Source organism: Bacillus sp. (in: firmicutes) (assembly GCA_017656295.1).
Taxonomy (GTDB): Bacteria; Bacillota; Bacilli; order Bacillales; family JACDOC01; genus JACDOC01.
Map to the genome: position 1 here is coordinate 110,802 of JACDOC010000008.1, position 20,908 is coordinate 131,709.

Genomic DNA, 20,908 nt, shown 5'->3' on the forward strand with positions numbered 1-20,908 from the left:
ATGAAAGGATTATGGTTGTTTTTTGCTTTCGCTAGCTTAGCTGGATGTGTGCTGGCACTTCCATTTCATTGGGGTGCCTTTCTTTATTCAGGACTCCTTTTCCTTTACCTCCTTTATAAATGCTCACCTACCATTTGGATCTACTGCTTACTTTTTACCACTACCTTTTTTCTCTATAGTAAATGGCACGATTCGGCTCAATCCACCAAATTATCTGGGGTGGAATCGACTTTCCGCATCGAAATAGAAGACGAATACACAATTGACGGAGATCGATTGTCAGGGATAGTAAAAACTGAAAACGAAGAACGGTTATGGCTTACTTATACGTTTTCCTCAAAAGAAGAAAAAGAACAGTTTTCCCCTTTTGTTACCTGTGTGGTCGAAGGATCATTAGAAAAACCTATGCCTCCTAGAAACCCAAATACTTTTCATTTTCCTAAATATTTAAAGCAACGGCATATATATTGGACGTTACAAGTGTCTTCTTTTTATACCTGTGAAGATTCATCGGGTCACTTTTTAAAAAAATGGCGTTGGAAAGGAATGGAACATATTCAGTCAACCTTTCCCGAGAACTTGGTCCCCATTGCACTTGCTCTTATCTTTGGTGAAAGAGATCAACTTTCACCTTATCTCGAACAAGCGTATCAAGAACTAGGGCTTATTCATCTATTAGCTATTTCTGGTTTGCATGTAGGTATTTTAACTGTGAGCCTCTTTTATATATTCGTCCGAATAGGTTGGACAAAAGAAAGGACGACTTATCTCCTCATTGGCTTTCTCCCTATTTATGCTGTGCTCGCTGGAGGGTCTCCATCTGTGCTCCGAGCTGTTATTATGACTATTACCATTTTGCTTTCCATACGATTCAATAGGCGACTATCACCACTTGATGGATGTAGTATAAGTTTTATTATCAGCCTTTTAATTGAACCACATGTTCTCTTTCACATCGGTTTTCAATTATCGTATGGAGTGACGTTCATTTTGCTCCTCTCAATTCGCTTAATCCAAAAAGTTGCTACTTCATTTTGGATGTCCATCTTGTTCCCATCCATTCTTGCTCAAACAGGTGCATCCCCCATTTTGCTCTACCATTTTTACGAAATTTCTGCTATTAGCCCATTACTAAACCTAATCTATGTTCCATACTACACGTTTATCGTTTTACCTATCTTTCTCACCAGTTTTTTACTATCATTTCTCTTTCCAACATTGATAGTCTTTCTGTTACAACAAATGGAACCGTTATTTGTAATCATGAATGAAATCGTTAATGCTTGTGTTGAGTGGGACTGGCACCAAATCGTCACAGGACGTCCTTCATCAGTCATCCTCATGTTTTTGTTCTTCATCCTCATATTTACGTTTTATTGGATGGAGAAAACCGAAAGATGGTGGTTAAGTGTCGTTCCTTTGTTCATCATCAGTCTGTATTCTTTCATAGCTCCAAAGTGGAATCCGTTAGGGGAAATTGTCTTTTTAGATGTTGGTCAAGGTGATTGCATCGTGATACGCTTACCTTTTCAGTCGGGGACGTATGTCATTGATACGGGTGGATCTTTTTCTTTTCCAAAAGAAGAGTGGCGTCAACAAAAGGATCCTTTCTCGATCGGAACCGATATCGTCCTTCCGTTTTTAAAAAGCAAAGGGATTACGTCTATAGATAAGCTCATTTTGACTCATAGCGATTATGACCATATAGGGGAAGCCCGCGTTATGATACAGGAGTTGGACGTTGAAGAAATATTAATCAGTCCAGGAGCAGCAAAAAAAGAGGCGATGGCTCACGCAGTGAACGTAGCCATCGCGAAAGGGATTTCTGTTCAAGAAGTGCAAAAGGGATTTCGCTGGTCCACCAAATATGGAGATTTTTTTGTATTATCCCCAATGGATTCGAAGTATAGTGGGAATAATGATTCGATCGTCTTGTACGCCCTAGTTGGTGGGCAAACATGGCTGTTTACCGGAGATTTAGAGCAAGAAGGGGAGGAAGCGTTGCTAAAAGAATGGAATTTCCAAGTTGATGTATTAAAAGTGGGGCATCATGGAAGCAATACATCATCAAGTGAAGCGTTTCTAAGGGATATTAAACCAAACGTTTCCATCATATTGGTTGGAAAAAATAATCGATATGGTCATCCGCATATGTCGGTTCTACATCGGTTACAAATGTATAGCAACACCGTTTGGAGAACGGATATACATGGTGCAATAACGTATCGATTTTACCTGCAAGGTCCAGGAACGTTTTCGGTTATGATTCCATAAGATAAACCAAAAGAAAAAAGGGAGTAACTAACGTACTCCCTTTCTGCTTTCATTAAGAGCCCAAAACTTTCACAACAGTGGCGATAATAAACATCGTTGCAAAAAATCCGAAAGATACGATAAATCCTACAGCGGAATCGACAGCGTCATTACGTTTAGATTGTACATTTTTTTCAAATTCGTTCACTGTTACCCCTCCTATTTCCTTTTTAGTATAGACGATTCCTTAAAAAAAATCTATACTCTCTCTCCCAATTTCCTACGATGACAAGAGTTAACATCTATATATTTATCCGCCCGAGATACACTATTTCATACAGGGAAACCGTTGTTTAATAAGTGTCCTAGGCCTTATTAAACAACGTTCATATAGATTAGGGAATGGCTCTTTACGTAGCTATTCCCTTTTATACTTGCGAAAAAACGTTCGTTTTTTTACGATGGATGTAGATTCTTTTAAAGTGGGGAGAAGAACATTGTTTACTGAAGTTTGGAATGACATGAAAAAAAAGCAGTTTGCTCCTATTTATTTAGTATACGGTACGGAAATGTTTTTTATGAATGAAACAAAAGAGCGTTTAATTCGTAATGCAATGAACGACGAAGAAGTGGAAATGAACGTCTCTACATACGATTGTTCGGAAACACCTGTCGAAGTTGCTATGGAAGATGCAGAAACGCTTCCATTTTTCGGCGAACGAAAAGTAGTGATATTAAACCATCCCTTTTTTTTAACAGGAGAAAAAGGGAAAGGAAAAGTAGAGCACCAATTAAAACCGTTTGAGACCTATATTCAACAGCCGGCCCCATACACGATTTTATTCATTGCTGCACCTTACGAAAAGCTCGATGAACGGAAAAAACTTACGAAAATATTGAAAAAACATGCCGTCGTTTTAGAAGCCAAAAAGCTAAACGAACAAGAATTGAAACGTTGGATTCGCCTGAGGGCAGAAGAACACGAATGTACGATTGAACCTGAAGCCATCGAACAGCTCCTTATTTATTCTGGAACAAATATGCTTTTATTGGCAAGCGAGATTGACAAAATGTGCTTGTACGTAAAAGGACAGCATCCGATTACGGTGGAGGTCGTGCAACGGTTAGCTTCAAAGTCGTTAGAACAAAATGTCTTTTCTTTAATTGACCAAGTCATTAAGCGGCAAGTCGATCAAGCATTAGCCGTCTATTACGACTTATTGAAACAAAATGAAGATCCGTTAAAGATACTCGCCTTATTAGCAAGTCAGTTTCGGTTAATTTACCAGTCGAAAGAGTTAGCACGAAGAGGGTATAGCCAACAACAGATCGCTAGTCATTTAAAGGTTCATCCATTTCGTGTAAAGTTAGCACTAGGACAAGCAAAAGGTTTTTCGGACGAAGAATTGATGAAGTATATGAATTTGCTTGCAGAAGCCGATTTTCGAATCAAATCGGGGTATGTGGCCAAGGAATTGGCCATTGAGCTCTTTTTCTTTCAATTGCAAAACGGCTAAAAAGTAAAACACACCTGTTTTACCAGGTGTGTTTTACTTATAAAAAGGCTATGTTATATTTTATTGTTGATTTTAAGCAAGTTGTTCATTGAAGCGAAAGGCGGCGATTCCAGCGGGAACAAGAAGCCGCAAAACCCTTACTTGAGCGTAGCGAGGGAAGCGGCTTGCACCTTGCTCGCGGAAAGCGTCCGCCTGCAGCGAAATGAATAAAAAAACGATCCGTAAAAATGGATCGTTTTTTTTCGCATTACGCGTTTACAGAATGGAATTTTTTCATTAAGCGAGCTTTTTTACGGTTTGCAGCGTTTTTATGGATAAGACCTCTAGATGCTGCTTTATCTAAGTGCTTCACTGCAGCAGCAAGCAATTCTTTTGCGTTGCTGTCTCCGTTAGCAACAGCTGCCTCGAATTTTTTCACAGCAGTACGCATAGCAGATTTCATAGCAGAGTTGTGAGCGTTACGCTTTTGGCTAGTTTTCACACGCTTGATTGCAGATTTAATGTTTGGCATCCCGTTCACCTCCTACACTACCATCGAGATTCTATTTCACTCGATTTCACAATTCCTAAACATTTTAAGAACAAAAGTTATTCTATCAAACGAATGAATAGATTGCAATACTCTTCCACGAAAAAGAGGGTATGGTGAATGTTTTAATTGGATAAAGGTAACAATATTTCTAGTGAATGACATGATGAGGAGGGAAGTACCATGACACAGAAAGAAGATCTTCGTCAGTATACGGTACGTACGGACTTAGCGGTGGAAGCCCGGGAAATGGTGTTAGCTGAAAGAACCAAACATGAAGAGAAAACCGAACAAATTTCCGATATTCAAGGGGTCATCGTTAAAGAAAAGGAAACGGATGGAATCACCATATCGCATGTCGAAATTACCGAAGAAGGGGCTAAAAGCATCGGGAAAAAGGCGGGCCATTATTTAACTATAGAAGCCCAAGCGGTTCGTCAGCAAAATAACGAAGTCCAACAAAAAGTCGAGTCCATTTTTGCGCAAGAATTTTCCGCCTTTTTAAAGCGTAAAGGAATCAAACCAACCGATCACTGTTTAATAGTTGGTCTTGGAAACTGGAACGTTACACCTGATTCGCTTGGACCGCTTGTCTGTGAAAATGTATTGGTGACCCATCATTTATTTCGCTTGCATGCTGAAACTGTTCAAGAAGGGTACCGACCGGTGAGTGCCATTGCACCTGGAGTCATGGGCTTAACGGGAATTGAAACGAGCGACATAATTCATGGAGTTGTTGAGAAAGTAAAACCTGATTTTGTAATTGCTGTCGACGCCTTAGCATCACGTTCCCTTGAACGGGTAAATGCTACGATTCAAATTTCGGATACTGGGATTCACCCAGGGTCAGGGGTTGGAAATAAAAGAAAAGAACTTAGCGAACAAACGTTAGGAGTACCCGTTATTGCGATCGGTGTTCCAACGGTAGTTGATGCTGTTACGATTACGAGTGATACGATTGACTTTTTATTAAAACATTTCGGTCGGGAAATGAAAGAAGGAAACCGTCCGTCAAGAGCGCTTGCTCCTGCAGGGTTGACGTTTGGAAAAAAACAAAAATTAACCGAAGAAGATTTACCTGGTGATAAAGAACGAAAGACGTATCTTGGAATGATTGGCACATTGACTGAAGAGGAAAAACGTCAATTAATTCATGAAGTATTGGCCCCTATCGGTCACAATTTAATGGTAACACCGAAAGAGGTAGATATGTTTATTGAAGATATGGCAAATATTATTGCCAATGGATTAAATGCAGCCCTTCATGAAGCGGTGAATCAAGCGAATACTGGGTTTAAAACAAGGTAACGTCCAAAATGCAAAACTCATCGTTCTACTTTTCCTATTAAATTCATACGTTGTAATAGATTACGAAGGAAGGGTGGAACGATGAAACTAAATAAAATATCAGGTAACGCCTATTTGATTCAGCTGTCGACCATTGTCAAAGGAATGATGCTCGTTCTTTTTATATTAGTATCCCTTCTTACCTTTAGCGGAATCTTAACTTCATTAAAACCAGAATTTCGACCGTCGTCTCAATCGGTCAACCGGGCGACAGAACAAATGTCTAGTGCGACCTTTTTTCGTTTATTCTCTTTAGAAAACCGCATGTTTCTTCTTTCTACTAATGTACAGCAAGAATGGCCGTCGTTGACCGAAGCGATGTTTAATTTTGCCACAAACATTCGGGTTAAAGATCCGAGAAGCTTTTTAGGAAGGGAGCTTCCTGGTTTTGCAATATACGACGGGGAAATTATTGTAGCTGGTTTGGGAACAGATTATACGAATATGCCTATCGAATCAATGCCTCCCCCAGAAACATTTGATCCGAAAAATGAAGCTCCTTTGCAAAATATCGATGGTACAGACACACAGTCGTCACCTTCACCAATCGTTAGTGATGGGAAGAATCGAATTTATATTTATTTTACTCATACGCGTGAATCGTTTTTACCGTATTTAAAAGGCGTCAAAGATCCCGATTTAGCGTATCACTCCCAAATTAATGTCACAAAAATAGGGGACAGGCTCGAACAAGAATTAGAAGCCCTTGGAATCGGGACGTACGTGGAGAAAGAGGATATTGTGGCTAGGTTAAACCATAAAGGCCTTACGTATGGGTTTGCGTATCAAGAATCACGAAATATTGTTCAACAAGCAATGCAAACGAATCGAGATTTACAATATTTTATTGATATTCATCGCGATAGTCAGCGGAAGGAGAAAACGACCATTACAATTAATGGTGAAAGTTATGCTAAATTAGCTTTTGTGATTGGGGCTGAGCACCCAAATTATGAGAAAAATGCTGAGCTAGCAAAGAAATTGCACCATTTAATTGATAAAAAATATAAAGGGTTATCTCGCGGGGTTATTTTAAAGCAAGGAAAAGAAACGAATGGTAAGTTTAATCAAGATTTATCGAGCAATTCCATTTTGATTGAATTTGGTGGAGTGGATAATTCGTTCGAAGAATTAAATCGAACAGCGAAAGTGTTCGCGGAAGTGTTTGCTGAATTTTACTGGCAAGCGGAACAAGTGAATGCGTCAAATACTTCTTCAACTTCGGAGAATTAAGGAAAAGGAAGATGGATCATGGTGAAATTTACGTTGAAAATGTTCGTATGGATTTGCTTTTTCTTTATTGGTATCCTCGTTGGCATGCAGCAAGCGAATAAAGGAATGTTGGAGATGAAAGGATATGAAGACGAAACGTTTACCACTCCTGTTTATTGGCAAGAACGGGAAGACGGTAAAGTGGAAGCGGCCTTTCTAGGAAATGAAGTTACTCAATTTGACCTTGAGGAAAAAAGGAAAAAGCTAGAAGAAACAGAAACCTATAATTTCTTTTCTTCAATTGGCAAAGCGTTTGCCGAAATGGTAACAGCCATCTTTCAATCCCTTATTCAATGGATTTCGTCACTTATATAACATTTATGAGCATCTTTTCAGGTGCTCTTTTTTGTTAGTTGTAAAATTTGTCCCGAATTTAACGGCGAATGTCCGAAAACAGGGCCAATTAGTTCAAATTAAAAGCGAAAGTAAAGGGAAGCTTGTCCATGGGAAAAGATAACTTTACGTAGAAAAGGAAGGAGACAAAAAAATCCGTTCGTTAAATGCAAGTGGCCACATCATACGAAAAACTTCTCTAACCATTCGAGAAAGTGACCGGAAGTTTGGAAAAAGTGTTGGGAATTAGGTTTTAGAGTGTCCGAAAGCTTAATCAGAAAGACCGCTAAAAAGACAAAAATAGTTGTTAGACAAATGATTGAATCTTCAACCATGTGTTGCTATAATCTGAAATAGTGTACATGTGTCCAATAACAGGAGTGAACAGTATGAATCGAGAAGAGAAATTAAAAAGACAATCGAGAATCCGCAATTTTTCTATTATTGCCCATATTGACCATGGAAAATCAACGCTAGCTGACAGAATTTTAGAACGGACGAACGCTTTATCCGCACGCGAAATGAAAGATCAGTTACTAGATTCCATGGATTTAGAACGGGAACGCGGAATTACGATTAAATTGAATGCGGTCCAATTAAAATATAAAGCAAAAGATGGAGAAGAATACATTTTCCATTTAATTGATACGCCTGGTCACGTCGATTTTACTTACGAAGTGTCCAGAAGTTTAGCCGCATGTGAAGGAGCTATTTTAGTCGTGGACGCGGCTCAAGGAATCGAAGCCCAAACGTTAGCGAACGTGTACTTGGCTATTGATAATGACCTTGAAATTTTACCTGTTATTAATAAAATTGATTTACCAGCGGCTGAACCAGAGCGAGTTCGTAAAGAGATTGAAGACGTGATTGGATTGGACGCATCCGAAGCGGTTTTAGCTTCCGCAAAAGCTGGTATCGGTATTGATGAAATTTTAGAGCAAATCGTAGAAAAAATACCAGCACCAACAGGAGACCCGGATGCTCCGTTAAAGGCGCTCATTTTCGACTCCTTGTATGATTCGTATCGCGGCGTCGTTGCCTACATTCGCGTAGTGGACGGTACGGTAAAAGTAGGCGACAAAATCAAAATGATGGCAACAGGAAAAGAATTTGAAGTAACGGAAGTAGGGGTCTTTACACCGAAAGCCGAACTACGCGATGAATTAACAGTTGGTGACGTTGGGTATTTAACAGCTTCTATCAAAAATGTAAGCGATACGCGCGTAGGTGATACGATTACAAGTGCGAAAAACCCAGCAAGCGAACCGCTACCTGGTTATCGGAAGTTAAACCCAATGGTGTATTGCGGTATGTATCCGGTTGACTCGGCAAAATTTAACGACCTTCGGGAAGCGTTAGAAAAACTGCAATTAAATGACTCTGCGCTCCAATTTGAGCCAGAAACGTCCCAAGCACTTGGTTTCGGCTTCCGCTGCGGATTTTTAGGGTTACTTCATATGGAAATTATTCAAGAACGTATTGAGCGTGAATTTAAAATCGACTTAATTACGACAGCACCGAGCGTTATTTATAAAGTGCATTTAACCGATGGTACGGTCATTGACGTGGACAACCCATCAAATATGCCGGACCCACAAAAAATCGACCGAGTCGAAGAGCCGTATGTAAAAGCGTCTATGATGGTACCAAACGATTATGTTGGGGCTGTAATGGAACTGTGCCAAGGAAAACGAGGCCATTTCATTGACATGCAATATTTAGATGAAACTCGTGTTAATATTACGTACGAAATTCCGCTTGCTGAAATCGTTTATGACTTCTTTGATCAACTAAAATCGAGTACGAAAGGGTATGCTTCATTCGATTATGAATTAATTGGTTATAAGCCATCCAAACTCGTGAAGATGGACATATTATTAAACGGCGATAAAGTGGATGCGTTAAGCTTTATCGTTCATCGTGACTTTGCATACGAACGTGGAAAAGTGATTGTAGAAAAATTAAAAGAATTAATTCCGCGTCAACAATTCGAAGTACCTGTACAAGCAGCCATCGGGAACAAAATCGTTGCGCGGTCAACGATTAAAGCGATGCGTAAAAACGTATTAGCGAAATGTTATGGTGGAGATGTATCCCGGAAAAGAAAGCTTCTTGAAAAGCAAAAAGAAGGTAAAAAGCGTATGAAACAAATCGGTTCCGTGGAAGTACCTCAAGAAGCATTTATGGCTGTATTGAAAATGGATGATAACAACAATCAGAAAAAATAGAACACAAAAGGGGGTTAGTGGGAATTTTCCAGCTGACTCCCTTTTCTCTACTTAACGTAAAGGTTGTGAAATTACATGCCAAAATCGATTTATCTTCATATTCCGTTTTGCGAACATATTTGCTATTATTGCGATTTTAATAAAGTGTTTTTAAAAAAACAGCCGGTGGACGAGTATTTGTCATCCATGCGAACAGAATTATCACTTTTAATGGAAACCTATCAACCGAATGAAATACAAACGATTTTTGTTGGAGGAGGAACGCCTACTTCCTTAAACGAAAAGCAGCTTGCATTTTTTTGTCAATCCATTCGTGATATATTGCCTTATTCGAATGGGGAATTTACTTTTGAAGCTAATCCAGGAGACTTATCAGAAAGTAAATTGCGAGTATTAAAAGAATACGGTGTCAACCGTATTAGCTTGGGTGTCCAATCGTTTAACGAAGAAATGCTGAAGAAAATCGGCCGTACTCATACGCCACATGACGTATTTACCTCTATTGAGAAAGCCAAAAATGTCGGGTTTGACAATATTAGTATTGATTTAATTTATAGCTTGCCGGAGCAAACATTGAATGATTTTCAACAGACTTTACATACGGCCTTAAGCTTAGAACTTCCTCATTATTCGGCATATTCGTTAATTATTGAACCGAAGACGATTTTTTATAATTTAATACAAAAAGGAAAACTCGCTCTTCCGCCTGAAGAGACAGAAGCGCGAATGTACGAATGGTTAATGGAGGAAATGGATAAAAACGGCATTTATCAATATGAAATTAGTAACTTCGCACGTCCTGGTTTTGAAAGTCAGCATAACCTGGTGTATTGGAATAACGAAGAGTACTTCGGGGCAGGAGCCGGTGCCCATAGTTATGTACAGGGAGTGCGCCGTTCGAATTATGGACCGCTAAAAAAATATATGGCACCCCTTGAACAAAGAAGATTTCCCATCTATACGGAGCATCATGTGACAAAAAAAGAACAGATGGAAGAAGAAATGTTTTTAGGGTTAAGGAAAACCAAAGGAGTATCTATTGCACGTTTTACCGAAAGGTATGGGGTTAGTCCATTAGACTGTTTTTCTCATGTTATAGAAGAGTTAATTCAAAAAGAGTTGATCGAAGTGGTGCAAGATACGATTCGCTTAACAAAAGAAGGAAAACTGTTAGGGAACGTCGTATTTCAATCTTTTTTAGGCGAAATTTAAACCGTTGACATCAGATAGGCATTTTGATACTTTATTAATAGATTTAGCACTCGTTATATTAGAGTGCTAACAGAGGTGATGATCTATGTTGACTGATCGACAACTTCTCATTCTACAGGTCATCATTGATGATTTTATCCGTTCGGCTCAACCAGTAGGATCGAGAAGTCTTTCTAAAAAAGAAGAAATCTCATTCAGTTCTGCAACCATTCGTAATGAAATGGCGGATTTAGAGGAATTAGGGCTGATTGAAAAAACACATACATCATCGGGACGAATTCCTTCACAGAAGGGCTATCGATTCTATGTTGACCATCTGTTATCGCCTCAAAAATTGAATGCGAAAGACATTTCTACCATTCGTTCTATTTTTGCTGAACGAATTTACGAGATGGAAAAAGTTGTTCAAAAGTCGGCCAAAATTTTATCTGAGTTAACAAATTATACCGCTATTGTGCTTGGGCCGGCTGTCCGTGAAAATAAGTTGAAAAGACTTCAAATCGTTCCATTAAATAAAGAAACTGCCATTGCAATTATTATCACGGACAAAGGACATGTAGAAAATCGAATGTTCACCCTACCGCCAAACATTGAAGTTAATGATATCGAAAAGCTCGTAAACATTTTAAATGAACGACTTGTTGGTGTGTCGTTAACCGATTTAAAGGATAAAATATATAGTGAAATTGCGCTTGTGCTTCGTAATCATATTGAGCATTACGATTTAATTCTTCACACCATAGCCGAAGCCTTGAATGTTTCAACGAATGAAAAGATGTTCTTCGGAGGAAAAACAAATATGCTCAATCAACCGGAGTTTCATGACATTCAAAAAGTTCGAAAACTAATGGATATGATTGAGCATGAAGAAGGAATTTATGAATTAGTTCGCAGCAAATCAAAAGGAATTAACGTGAAAATTGGAAAAGAAAATAAAAACTCAGCTATGGAAAACTGTAGTTTGATTACCGCTACTTATTCCGTTGGTTCTGATCAAATGGGAACGATTGCAATTCTCGGTCCGACTCGAATGGAGTATTCACGTGTTATCAGTTTATTACAGTTTTTAAGCAATGATTTAACAAGTACATTAACGAAGTTGTATCATGACTAGTAATTATGGAAATAGTGTTATAGATGAGGAGTTAGACCAAAAGAATGGCTGATTTCTTGGTAGAAGATTCATTTGTTCAACTAACCATCCGAGGGGTAGGAACCTCCACGGATGGAAGTTTCATTTTATCCCGCCTTAACGGGCGGTAAGCCCCCACGGATGGAAGTTTCACGTTAATGTGTTACAATGGTGAATGTTGTCACGATGTTAAGGAGGTGAATCGGAATGTCAGAAAAGGTAAACCAACAGGAAACAACAATGGAAGAAACAGAGCAAGTGGAACAAAATCCACAAGCTGAAGAACAGGAATCAATTGAACCTATTTTTGACGAAAATAATGAAAACTCAAGTAAAGAAGAAGAGTTAACACTTGAGGAAGCAAAAGAGAAAATTGCGTCATTAGAGAAAGCTTTAGAAGAAGCGGAAAACCGTTATTTACGCTTACGTGCAGATTTTGACAATTTCCGTCGCCGAACAAATTTAGAAAAAGAGGCGGCTGAAAAATATCGGGCGCAATCACTTATTTCTGATTTATTACCTGCTATTGACAATTTCGAACGGGCTCTACAAATGGAACCATCTAATGAACAAACGAAGTCCTTGCTCCAAGGAATGGAGATGGTGTATCGAAGCTTGCTTGAAGCGTTGAAAAAAGAAGGGGTGGAACCAATTAAAGCCGTTGGTCAACCGTTTGATCCACACCTTCATCAAGCAGTTATGCAAGCTAACGAAGAAGGAGTCGACTCGAATGTCGTAGTAGAAGAACTTCAAAAAGGATATAAACTGAAAGATCGCGTCATTCGACCTTCAATGGTAAAAGTGAATCAATAATACATATTAAACAAAGAGGAGGTAACAAGACATGAGCAAAATTATTGGTATTGACTTAGGTACAACAAACTCATGTGTCGCTGTCCTTGAAGGCGGTGAAGCAAAAGTCATTCCAAACCCAGAAGGTAACCGTACAACTCCTTCTGTTGTTGCGTTCAAAAACGGCGAACGCTTAATCGGGGAAGTTGCAAAGCGTCAAGCGATTACAAACCCTAATACGATTATCTCCATTAAACGTCATATGGGTACTGATTATAAAGTAAAAATAGAGGATAAAGAATATACCCCACAAGAAATTTCTGCAATGATTCTTCAATATTTAAAATCTTATGCGGAAGATTATTTAGGTGAAAAAGTTACGAAAGCGGTTATTACTGTACCTGCATACTTTAACGATGCAGAACGTCAAGCAACAAAAGATGCAGGTCGAATCGCTGGTCTTGAAGTAGAGCGTATTATTAACGAGCCAACTGCAGCTGCACTTGCTTATGGTCTCGATAAAATGGAAGAAGACCAAACGATTCTTGTTTACGACTTAGGTGGCGGTACGTTTGACGTGTCCATTCTTGAACTTGGTGACGGTGTATTCGAAGTACGCTCTACAGCTGGTGACAACCGCCTCGGTGGGGACGATTTCGACCAAGTGATTATTGACTATTTAGTAGAAGAGTTCAAAAAAGAACACGGCATTGACTTATCCAAAGACAAAATGGCGTTACAACGCTTAAAAGATGCAGCTGAAAAAGCGAAGAAAGAACTTTCTGGTGTAACATCTACACAAATCTCTTTACCGTTTATTACTGCTGGAGAAGCAGGTCCACTCCACTTAGAAGTGACATTAACACGTGCGAAATTCGAAGAGTTATCTGCTCATTTAGTAGAACGTACAATGGGTCCTGTACGCCAAGCACTTCAAGATGCAGGCTTAACAGCTGCTGACATTGATAAAGTCATTCTAGTAGGTGGATCTACTCGTATTCCTGCCGTACAAGAAGCCATTAAGAAAGAAATTGGTAAAGAACCACATAAAGGGGTTAACCCAGACGAAGTAGTTGCGATGGGGGCAGCGATTCAAGGTGGCGTTATTAGCGGAGACGTAAAAGACGTGGTTCTTCTTGATGTAACACCACTTTCTTTAGGGATTGAAACAATGGGTGGTGTATTTACAAAATTAATTGAACGTAATACAACGATTCCAACGTCTAAATCTCAAATCTTCTCTACTGCTGCTGATAACCAAACAGCAGTTGATATTCACGTTCTTCAAGGGGAACGTCCAATGGCGGCAGACAACAAAACGCTTGGTCGCTTCCAGCTAACGGATATTCCACCAGCACCTCGTGGCGTACCACAAATCGAGGTTACATTTGATATCGACAAAAACGGTATTGTAAACGTAAGTGCGAAAGACTTAGGTACAGGAAAAGAGCAAAAAATTACCATCAAATCATCTTCTGGACTTTCCGAGGAAGAAATCCAGCGCATGATTAAAGAAGCAGAAGAAAACGCTGAAGCGGACAAAAAGCGTAAAGAAGAAGCTGAACTTCGTAACGAGGCCGATCAACTCGTCTTCACAACAGATAAAACGTTAAAAGATCTTGAAGGTAAAGTAGATGAGAATGAAGTGAAAAAAGCGCAAGAAGCAAAAGATGCGTTAAAAGCGGCCCTTGAGAAAAACGACATCAATGAAATTCGCGAGAAGAAAAATGCGCTTCAAGAAATCGTCCAAAACTTAACAGTGAAACTATATGAAGAAGCAGCAAAACAAGCGCAAGCCCAACAAGCGAATCAAGGCCAAGATGGTAAAAAGAACGACGACAATGTCGTAGATGCAGAATTCGAAGAAGTAAAAGAAGACAAATAATAATCCCACAATGAGAAAAAGTCAAAGTCAGGTCATCTTGGCTTTGGCTTTTTCTATGACATGGAACATGTGTAAGTATTGCAGAAAACTTGTTTAAAATGATAAAATAACCTTCATGTGAAAGGAACCGGGAGTGTGTGTTATGAGTAAAAGGGATTATTATGAGGTATTAGGAGTTAGTAAATCAGCTTCGAAGGACGAAATTAAAAAAGCTTATCGAAAGCTCTCTAAAAAATACCACCCTGATATTAATAAAGAACCTGATGCAGCGGAAAAGTTTAAAGAAATTAAAGAAGCATACGAAGTATTAAGTGATGACCAAAAACGTGCTCACTACGATCAATTTGGACATACCGATCCGAACCAAGGGGGGTTTGGCGGTTTCGGTGGTGGAAGCAGTGACTTCGGTTTTGGCGGCTTTGAAGATATTTTTAACACATTCTTTGGTGGCGGACGTCGCCGCGATCCGAACGCTCCGCGTCAAGGAGCTGATTTACAATATACAATGACGCTATCGTTTGAAGAAGCAGCGTTTGGAAAAGAAACCGAAATTCAAATTCCGAAAGAGGAAACATGTAATACGTGTCACGGTTCTGGAGCCAAACCTGGTACAACTCCAGAAACTTGTCCGCATTGTCATGGTACTGGGCAATTAAGTCAAGAGCAAAACACGCCGTTTGGAAAAATTGTCAACCGCCGCATATGTCACTTTTGTAGTGGTACGGGTAAACTAATTAAAGAGAAATGTACAACTTGTGGCGGAACAGGTAAAGTGAAGAAACGTCGTAAAATTAACATCAAAATTCCGGCTGGCATTGATGATGGGCAACAGCTTCGTGTCGCTGGCCAAGGTGAACCAGGTATCAACGGAGGACCGCCAGGTGACTTATATGTAGTGTTCCATGTGCGACCACATGAATTTTTTGAACGTGACGGCGATGACATTTACTGTGAAATGCCGATTACGTTCACGCAAGCCGCTCTTGGAGATGAGATTGAAGTACCAACGTTACATGGTAAAGTGAAGCTCAAAATTCCGGCAGGTACACAAACCGGTACGAAATTCCGTTTACGAGGAAAAGGGGTACCAAACGTCCGCGGTTATGGTACAGGAGATCAACATGTCATTGTTAAGATCATCACACCAACCAAACTAACAGAAAAACAGAAACAATTGTTGCGAGAGTTTGCTGATATTAGTGGCAGTATACCAGATGAACAGCAAGAAAGCTTTTTTACGAAAGTAAAACGCGCTTTTAAGGGAGAATAATTAGGGAAATGGAGTTGGTAGAAAATGAAATGGTCAGAAATTAGTATTCATACAACCAATGAGGCCATTGAGCCTATTTCGAATATTTTGCATGAAGCTGGTGCAAGCGGTGTCGTTATCGAAGACCCATTCGATTTGTATAAAGAAAGGGAAGATCAATTCGGGGAAATCTACCAACTCAATCCCGAAGATTATCCCGATGAAGGTGTCATTATTAAAGCTTATTTACCAGTCAATAGTTTTTTAGGAGAAACAGTAGAAGAAATTAAGCAAGCGATTAATAATCTCGTTTTGTTTAATATCGACATTGGTCGTAATAAGGTAGAAATTAGCGAAGTGAATGAAGAAGAATGGGCGACGGCGTGGAAAAAATACTATAACCCTGTGAAAATTTCAAATAAATTTACGATTGTTCCGACTTGGGAAGACTACACGCCGGTTTCCAGTGATGAATTAATCATCGAATTAGACCCTGGGATGGCCTTCGGTACAGGTACCCATCCAACGACGGTCATGTGTATTCAAGCTCTTGAACGAACAGTGAAAAAAGGTGATTCAGTGATTGACGTCGGTACTGGTTCAGGTGTATTAAGTATTGCTGCAGCGTTACTTGGAGCTTCACGAGTTATGGCGTTAGATTTAGATGATGTGGCCGTTACCGCGGCGAAATTAAACGTAAAATTAAACAAGGTACAGTCCGTCGTCTCTGTTTCGCAAAACAATTTATTAGATGGAATTGACGAACAAGTAGACGTTGTTGTAGCAAATATATTAGCCGAAGTTATTTTACGCTTTACCGATGATGTCGCAAAAACGGTAAAGCCAGGGGGCTATTTTATATCTTCAGGAATCATTCAGCAGAAAAAACAAGAAGTGAAAGAAGCCATTGAAAAGGCAGGCTTTGAAATTGAAGAAACATTAATTATGGAAGATTGGGTTGCTTTTATTGCAAAAAAACTTTAATCAATGGTAGGTTGTTGTTGGACCAACGAGACCGAACTGGAACGAATAGAAAGCAATTCGTTTTTAGTTCGGTCTTGGCTTGAATGATAAAATGGTGTAACAACAACCTGCTCGCGTGGAAGAGGTGAAGGTGTGCAGCGATATTTTCTACCGATAGCGTACAACGGACAAGCTGATATTGTGATTAATGGAGATGATTATCATCATATTGCTCGCGTTATGCGAATGAAACCAAATGACCGTATATTTGTTGTGTTCACGAACGGACATGCCGGTTTAGCCGAAATTGAAAAAATTACAAACGAAGAAGTAATCGCATCCGTTGTACAATTAGAAGAAGAGCAGAAAGAACTGCCGGTTGATGTAACGATTGCCCCTGGCTTGCCTAAAGGTGACAAGCTCGAGTGGATTATTCAAAAAGGAACCGAATTAGGTGCCGCAAAGTTTTTACCCTTTCAAGCAAAACGATCGATTGTGAAATGGGACGAGAAAAAAGGACGAAAAAAAGTGGAGCGATGGGAAAAAATCGCAAAGGAAGCTGCTGAACAGTCCCATCGTACCGCCTTACCAACTATCTCTTCTCCAGTTTTATTTAAAGAGCTGTTGGAAATCAGTTCGTCTTATGATTATAAACTCATCGCCTATGAAGAAAGTAGTCGTCAAGGGGAAGATTCAAAGTTTGCGAAAGTGCTAAAAGATATTAAACTTGGCCAAAAATTACTTCTAGTGTTCGGACCTGAAGGTGGACTAGATAATGAAGAAGTACAACTTTTGACAGAGAGAGGCTTTTTACCCATAGGCTTAGGACCACGAATACTTCGTTGTGAAACGGCCCCGTTATATGCATTATCCGCGATATCTTATCATTTTGAATTATTGAGGTGAGGATTATGGCAACTGTTGCCTTTCATACATTAGGTTGTAAAGTAAACCATTACGAAACCGAAGCCATTTGGCAACTATTTAAAAAAGAAGGCTACGAACGCGTTGATTTTGAGAAAACAGCCGATGTTTATGTCATTAATACATGTACCGTAACGAATACGGGTGACAAAAAAAGCCGCCAAGTGATTCGTCGTGCAATTCGTCGCAATCCGGATGCGGTTATTTGCGTAACAGGTTGTTATGCGCAAACCTCCCCTGCTGAAATTATGGCAATTCCAGGGGTAGACATCGTCGTTGGTACGCAAGATCGGACGAAAATGTTAGAATACATTGAGCAATACAAAAAAGAACGTCAACCGATCAATGCGGTGCGCAACATCATGAAAAACCGTGTGTACGAAGAGTTAGACGTCCCTGCGTTTACCGACCGAACTCGAGCATCATTAAAAATTCAAGAGGGTTGCAATAACTTCTGTACGTTCTGTATTATCCCTTGGGCGCGTGGGTTAATGCGTTCTCGTGATCCGAAAGAAGTGATTCGTCAAGCACAACAATTGGTTGATGCTGGATATAAGGAAATCGTACTAACAGGTATTCATACGGGTGGATACGGTGAAGACATGAAAGATTACAACTTAGCTATGCTCCTTCGGGATATTGAGGAACAAGTAAAAGGATTAAAACGTCTACGTATCTCTTCCATTGAGGCAAGTCAGTTAACCGATGAAGTGATTGAAGTAATTGATCGTTCGAACATTATCGTTCGTCATTTACACATCCCACTTCAATCTGGATCTAATACCGTGTTAAAACGGATGCGCCGTAAATATACGATGGAATTTTTCGCGGAACGATTAACGCGGCTTCGTCAAGCTCTACCAGGATTAGCGGTTACATCCGATGTGATTGTTGGATTCCCTGGGGAAACGGAAGAAGAATTCATGGAAACTTACAATTTTATTAAAGAGCATAAGTTCTCTGAGCTTCACGTTTTCCCTTATTCAAAACGGACAGGAACACCAGCGGCTCGAATGGAAAATCAAATTGATGAAGAAGTGAAAAACGAGCGAGTTCACCGCTTAATTGCACTTTCTGATCAATTAGCAAAAGAATATGCTTCCCAGTTTGAAGGAGAAGTGTTAGAAGTCATTCCAGAAGAGCGTTATAAAGAAGATCCAGAAAGCGGTCTGTACGAAGGATATACCGATAACTACTTAAAAATTGTATTCCCAGCAACCGAAGACATGGTTGGGAAACTCGTTAAAGTAAAAATTACCAAAGCAGGATATCCTTATAATGAAGGAAAATTTGTACGTGTGGTGGATGATGTGTTAGAGACGACAAAGGAAGCGGCGATATAAAAAATTTAATCCCCTAATCGAGCTGGTCTACATAGACCGGCTCTTTTTTTGAAAAACTATTTGAAAACAACATCATGTTAGTGTTATGATGTATGATGTATGACATCTTATCTCGAAAGGAGATTCTTTTGATGAAAGAAATTGCACGTATGATTGATCATACTTTACTTAAACCAGAAACAACAAAAGAGCAAATCGAAAAGCTTTGCAATGAAGCGAAAGAATACAACTTTGCTTCCGTATGTGTAAACCCTACATGGGTAAAATATGCGAGTGAATTATTACAAGGAACAGAAGTAAAAGTTTGTACAGTTATCGGTTTTCCTCTTGGAGCAAATACGCCAGAAACAAAAGCGTTTGAAACGAAAAATGCAATTGAAAACGGTGCCGAAGAAGTAGACATGGTTATTAACATCGGTGCGTTAAAAAGTGGTAACTATGATTTAGTTGAAGAAGATATTCGTGCGGTTGTAGAAGCTGCTAAAGGAAAAGCATTAACTAAAGTGATTATTGAAACTTCCCTATTAACAGAAGAAGAAAAAGTGAAAGCCTGTGAATTATCTGTCAAAGCAGGTGCTGATTATGTAAAAACGTCTACTGGTTTCTCTACAGGCGGTGCGACAGTTGAAGATGTAGCTCTCATGCGTAAAACAGTAGGACCTGACATCGGTGTCAAAGCATCCGGTGGCGTTCGTAGTGCCGATGATGCGGAAAAAATGATTGAAGCAGGCGCGACTCGTATCGGTGCAAGCTCTGGTGTGAAAATTGTTCAAGGTCTAACTAGTGATGCCGATTATTAATCTTCCATCGCGAACGGGTAAATGCTCGTTCGTTTTTTTTATGTCCATTTACTTATGGATCCTTTCAATAAATTGACCGAATTGTATGCTAAAAGGTAGAACGATCAACGAACTGATTAAATTATAAAGTACGCTCGCATGTGCTAATTGGGTTCCACTTGTATCACTTAATATCTGACATAATACACTAAGTGGTTCAATGAATGGAATAGCAGCCATTCCTCCGATGACATTTAACCAAATGTGAGCATACGCTGTTAATTTCGCTTCACGGCCACCACCGATGCTTGCAAGCCAGGCAGTTACACACGTTCCGATATTTGCCCCAAGCATAATGGAAATTCCTGCTTCTAAAGTGATTGCCTCTGCGTTTAAAAATCCAATTGCAATTCCCGTCATGGCTGTACTGGATTGAATAAGGGACGTAAATACGATACCAACCAAAAAAGCGATAGAGATATGATCCATTTGTTCAAATAGCCCGCTAAAAAATGGTTGTTGAAAAAGCAAAGAAGCGGTCCATTCAAACCCCGTCATTGCTGCAAATATCATTCCGAGACCAAATAATAAAGTACCTAGGGATGATACCCACGTCCTTCTAGACATTTTTAACACAATACTGCCCCCAACAAGAACATACGTAAGATTGGTAATTGGAAGTGCTAACAATTCTAAGGTAACCGTTGTACCGATATTAGTTCCGAGAATAATACCAATTGTTTGTGAAAATGAAAGGATTCCTGCGGACACCATTCCAATGGTCATTACCATTACCGCGGAACTACTTTGAAGAACAGCGGTCACTAATGTACCAATCATAAAGCCATTTACAGGACGGTTCGTAATGTTTTCCATCCATCGCTTCATTTTCTGTTCTGAAAGTGCCGCTAACCCTTGTCGTACCCACATCATTCCAAGTAAAAAGCAACCTATAAATAAGAAAAATAGTAAAACCGTTATCACCATGTCCCATCCCCCTCTACTAAAATATATGAAGGAATAGACAAGTCATGTTAGGCATAGGATTTAAATTGAACGGGATATGATAAAAGGGAGTATGAGTAAAATTATTGTGGGCAAAATTTAACCCCCTCATTTGTTGAGGGAACGTTAGAACGCTCAACAAATG

Annotated in this window: 18 protein-coding genes; 15 read left to right on the forward strand and 3 right to left on the reverse strand. The window is 39.5% G+C overall.

Features of this window, described 5'->3' with window-relative positions:
* Positions 1 to 2,274, forward strand: coding sequence for a DNA internalization-related competence protein ComEC/Rec2 (locus H0Z31_09155; protein MBO8177607.1), 2,274 nt, complete (start codon positions 1 to 3; stop codon positions 2,272 to 2,274).
* A 52-nt stretch (positions 2,275 to 2,326) separates the two neighbouring features.
* Here the strand turns inward: H0Z31_09155 and H0Z31_09160 are convergent, their stop codons facing one another.
* Complete coding sequence (locus H0Z31_09160) at positions 2,327 to 2,461, reverse strand: YqzM family protein (protein MBO8177608.1); 135 nt, start codon at positions 2,459 to 2,461, stop codon at positions 2,327 to 2,329.
* Positions 2,462 to 2,714: 253 nt separating this feature from the next.
* Here H0Z31_09160 and holA point away from each other — a divergent pair, with 253 nt between their 5' ends.
* The gene (gene holA / locus H0Z31_09165) at positions 2,715 to 3,770 is read left to right on the forward strand and encodes a DNA polymerase III subunit delta (GenBank protein MBO8177609.1); all 1,056 of its coding nucleotides are present in this window, start codon (positions 2,715 to 2,717) and stop codon (positions 3,768 to 3,770) included.
* Positions 3,771 to 4,017: 247 nt separating this feature from the next.
* Here holA and H0Z31_09170 read toward each other — a convergent pair whose 3' ends face one another.
* Positions 4,018 to 4,281, reverse strand: a complete 264-nt coding sequence (locus H0Z31_09170; GenBank protein MBO8177610.1) for a 30S ribosomal protein S20 — start codon at positions 4,279 to 4,281, stop codon at positions 4,018 to 4,020.
* A gap of 201 nt (positions 4,282 to 4,482) precedes the next feature.
* On the opposite strand from H0Z31_09170, the gene H0Z31_09175 reads away from it, so the two are divergent.
* The 13 genes from H0Z31_09175 to deoC all read left to right on the forward strand — a co-directional run bounded on the left by H0Z31_09175 (position 4,483) and on the right by deoC (position 19,779).
* Positions 4,483 to 5,607, forward strand: coding sequence for a GPR endopeptidase (locus tag H0Z31_09175; GenBank protein MBO8177611.1), 1,125 nt, complete (start codon positions 4,483 to 4,485; stop codon positions 5,605 to 5,607).
* Between the two features lie 81 nt (positions 5,608 to 5,688).
* The gene (locus H0Z31_09180; GenBank protein ID MBO8177612.1) at positions 5,689 to 6,879 is read left to right on the forward strand and encodes a stage II sporulation protein P; all 1,191 of its coding nucleotides are present in this window, start codon (positions 5,689 to 5,691) and stop codon (positions 6,877 to 6,879) included.
* A gap of 18 nt (positions 6,880 to 6,897) precedes the next feature.
* Entirely contained in the window at positions 6,898 to 7,233 is a 336-nt protein-coding gene (locus H0Z31_09185; GenBank protein ID MBO8177613.1) for a DUF3679 domain-containing protein, read from the forward strand.
* A gap of 407 nt (positions 7,234 to 7,640) precedes the next feature.
* Positions 7,641 to 9,479, forward strand: coding sequence for an elongation factor 4 (gene lepA, locus H0Z31_09190; protein ID MBO8177614.1), 1,839 nt, complete (start codon positions 7,641 to 7,643; stop codon positions 9,477 to 9,479).
* A gap of 75 nt (positions 9,480 to 9,554) precedes the next feature.
* Positions 9,555 to 10,691 carry an oxygen-independent coproporphyrinogen III oxidase gene (locus tag H0Z31_09195; protein ID MBO8177615.1) on the forward strand — a complete coding sequence of 379 codons (1,137 nt, stop codon included), beginning with the start codon at positions 9,555 to 9,557 and terminating at the stop codon, positions 10,689 to 10,691.
* An 85-nt stretch (positions 10,692 to 10,776) separates the two neighbouring features.
* Positions 10,777 to 11,805: a heat-inducible transcriptional repressor HrcA gene (gene hrcA / locus H0Z31_09200; GenBank protein ID MBO8177616.1), complete on the forward strand. Its 1,029-nt coding sequence runs from the start codon at positions 10,777 to 10,779 to the stop codon at positions 11,803 to 11,805.
* Between the two features lie 225 nt (positions 11,806 to 12,030).
* A complete protein-coding gene (gene grpE / locus H0Z31_09205; GenBank protein ID MBO8177617.1) occupies positions 12,031 to 12,636 on the forward strand; it encodes a nucleotide exchange factor GrpE in 606 nt (201 codons plus the stop codon).
* 31 nt (positions 12,637 to 12,667) lie between these two features.
* Positions 12,668 to 14,500 (forward strand): molecular chaperone DnaK, encoded by a 1,833-nt coding sequence (dnaK, locus tag H0Z31_09210; GenBank protein MBO8177618.1) that lies wholly within the window; start codon positions 12,668 to 12,670, stop codon positions 14,498 to 14,500.
* Positions 14,501 to 14,642: 142 nt separating this feature from the next.
* Positions 14,643 to 15,770, forward strand: coding sequence for a molecular chaperone DnaJ (dnaJ, locus tag H0Z31_09215; protein MBO8177619.1), 1,128 nt, complete (start codon positions 14,643 to 14,645; stop codon positions 15,768 to 15,770).
* A gap of 24 nt (positions 15,771 to 15,794) precedes the next feature.
* Positions 15,795 to 16,733 (forward strand): 50S ribosomal protein L11 methyltransferase, encoded by a 939-nt coding sequence (prmA, locus tag H0Z31_09220; GenBank protein MBO8177620.1) that lies wholly within the window; start codon positions 15,795 to 15,797, stop codon positions 16,731 to 16,733.
* A gap of 132 nt (positions 16,734 to 16,865) precedes the next feature.
* The gene (locus H0Z31_09225) at positions 16,866 to 17,618 is read left to right on the forward strand and encodes a 16S rRNA (uracil(1498)-N(3))-methyltransferase (GenBank protein ID MBO8177621.1); all 753 of its coding nucleotides are present in this window, start codon (positions 16,866 to 16,868) and stop codon (positions 17,616 to 17,618) included.
* Between the two features lie 5 nt (positions 17,619 to 17,623).
* Positions 17,624 to 18,979, forward strand: coding sequence for a tRNA (N(6)-L-threonylcarbamoyladenosine(37)-C(2))-methylthiotransferase MtaB (mtaB, locus tag H0Z31_09230; GenBank protein ID MBO8177622.1), 1,356 nt, complete (start codon positions 17,624 to 17,626; stop codon positions 18,977 to 18,979).
* 128 nt (positions 18,980 to 19,107) lie between these two features.
* Positions 19,108 to 19,779 carry a deoxyribose-phosphate aldolase gene (gene deoC / locus H0Z31_09235; GenBank protein ID MBO8177623.1) on the forward strand — a complete coding sequence of 224 codons (672 nt, stop codon included), beginning with the start codon at positions 19,108 to 19,110 and terminating at the stop codon, positions 19,777 to 19,779.
* Positions 19,780 to 19,827: 48 nt separating this feature from the next.
* On the opposite strand, the gene H0Z31_09240 is transcribed toward deoC, so the two are convergent.
* Positions 19,828 to 20,745, reverse strand: a complete 918-nt coding sequence (locus H0Z31_09240) for a Na/Pi cotransporter family protein (protein MBO8177624.1) — start codon at positions 20,743 to 20,745, stop codon at positions 19,828 to 19,830.
* Positions 20,746 to 20,908 lie beyond the last annotated feature (163 nt).

Coding starts and splice junctions, on each gene's coding strand:
- H0Z31_09240 (MBO8177624.1), bottom strand. CDS start 20,745: ATGGTGATAACGGTTTTACTATTTTTCTTATTTATAGGTTGCTTTTTA.
- H0Z31_09175 (MBO8177611.1), top strand. CDS start 4,483: ATGACACAGAAAGAAGATCTTCGTCAGTATACGGTACGTACGGACTTA.
- lepA (MBO8177614.1), top strand. CDS start 7,641: ATGAATCGAGAAGAGAAATTAAAAAGACAATCGAGAATCCGCAATTTT.
- prmA (MBO8177620.1), top strand. CDS start 15,795: ATGAAATGGTCAGAAATTAGTATTCATACAACCAATGAGGCCATTGAG.
- H0Z31_09155 (MBO8177607.1), top strand. CDS start 1: ATGAAAGGATTATGGTTGTTTTTTGCTTTCGCTAGCTTAGCTGGATGT.
- dnaJ (MBO8177619.1), top strand. CDS start 14,643: ATGAGTAAAAGGGATTATTATGAGGTATTAGGAGTTAGTAAATCAGCT.
- H0Z31_09185 (MBO8177613.1), top strand. CDS start 6,898: ATGGTGAAATTTACGTTGAAAATGTTCGTATGGATTTGCTTTTTCTTT.
- H0Z31_09170 (MBO8177610.1), bottom strand. CDS start 4,281: ATGCCAAACATTAAATCTGCAATCAAGCGTGTGAAAACTAGCCAAAAG.
- dnaK (MBO8177618.1), top strand. CDS start 12,668: ATGAGCAAAATTATTGGTATTGACTTAGGTACAACAAACTCATGTGTC.
- grpE (MBO8177617.1), top strand. CDS start 12,031: ATGTCAGAAAAGGTAAACCAACAGGAAACAACAATGGAAGAAACAGAG.
- mtaB (MBO8177622.1), top strand. CDS start 17,624: ATGGCAACTGTTGCCTTTCATACATTAGGTTGTAAAGTAAACCATTAC.
- holA (MBO8177609.1), top strand. CDS start 2,715: ATGGATGTAGATTCTTTTAAAGTGGGGAGAAGAACATTGTTTACTGAA.
- H0Z31_09195 (MBO8177615.1), top strand. CDS start 9,555: ATGCCAAAATCGATTTATCTTCATATTCCGTTTTGCGAACATATTTGC.
- H0Z31_09180 (MBO8177612.1), top strand. CDS start 5,689: ATGAAACTAAATAAAATATCAGGTAACGCCTATTTGATTCAGCTGTCG.
- hrcA (MBO8177616.1), top strand. CDS start 10,777: ATGTTGACTGATCGACAACTTCTCATTCTACAGGTCATCATTGATGAT.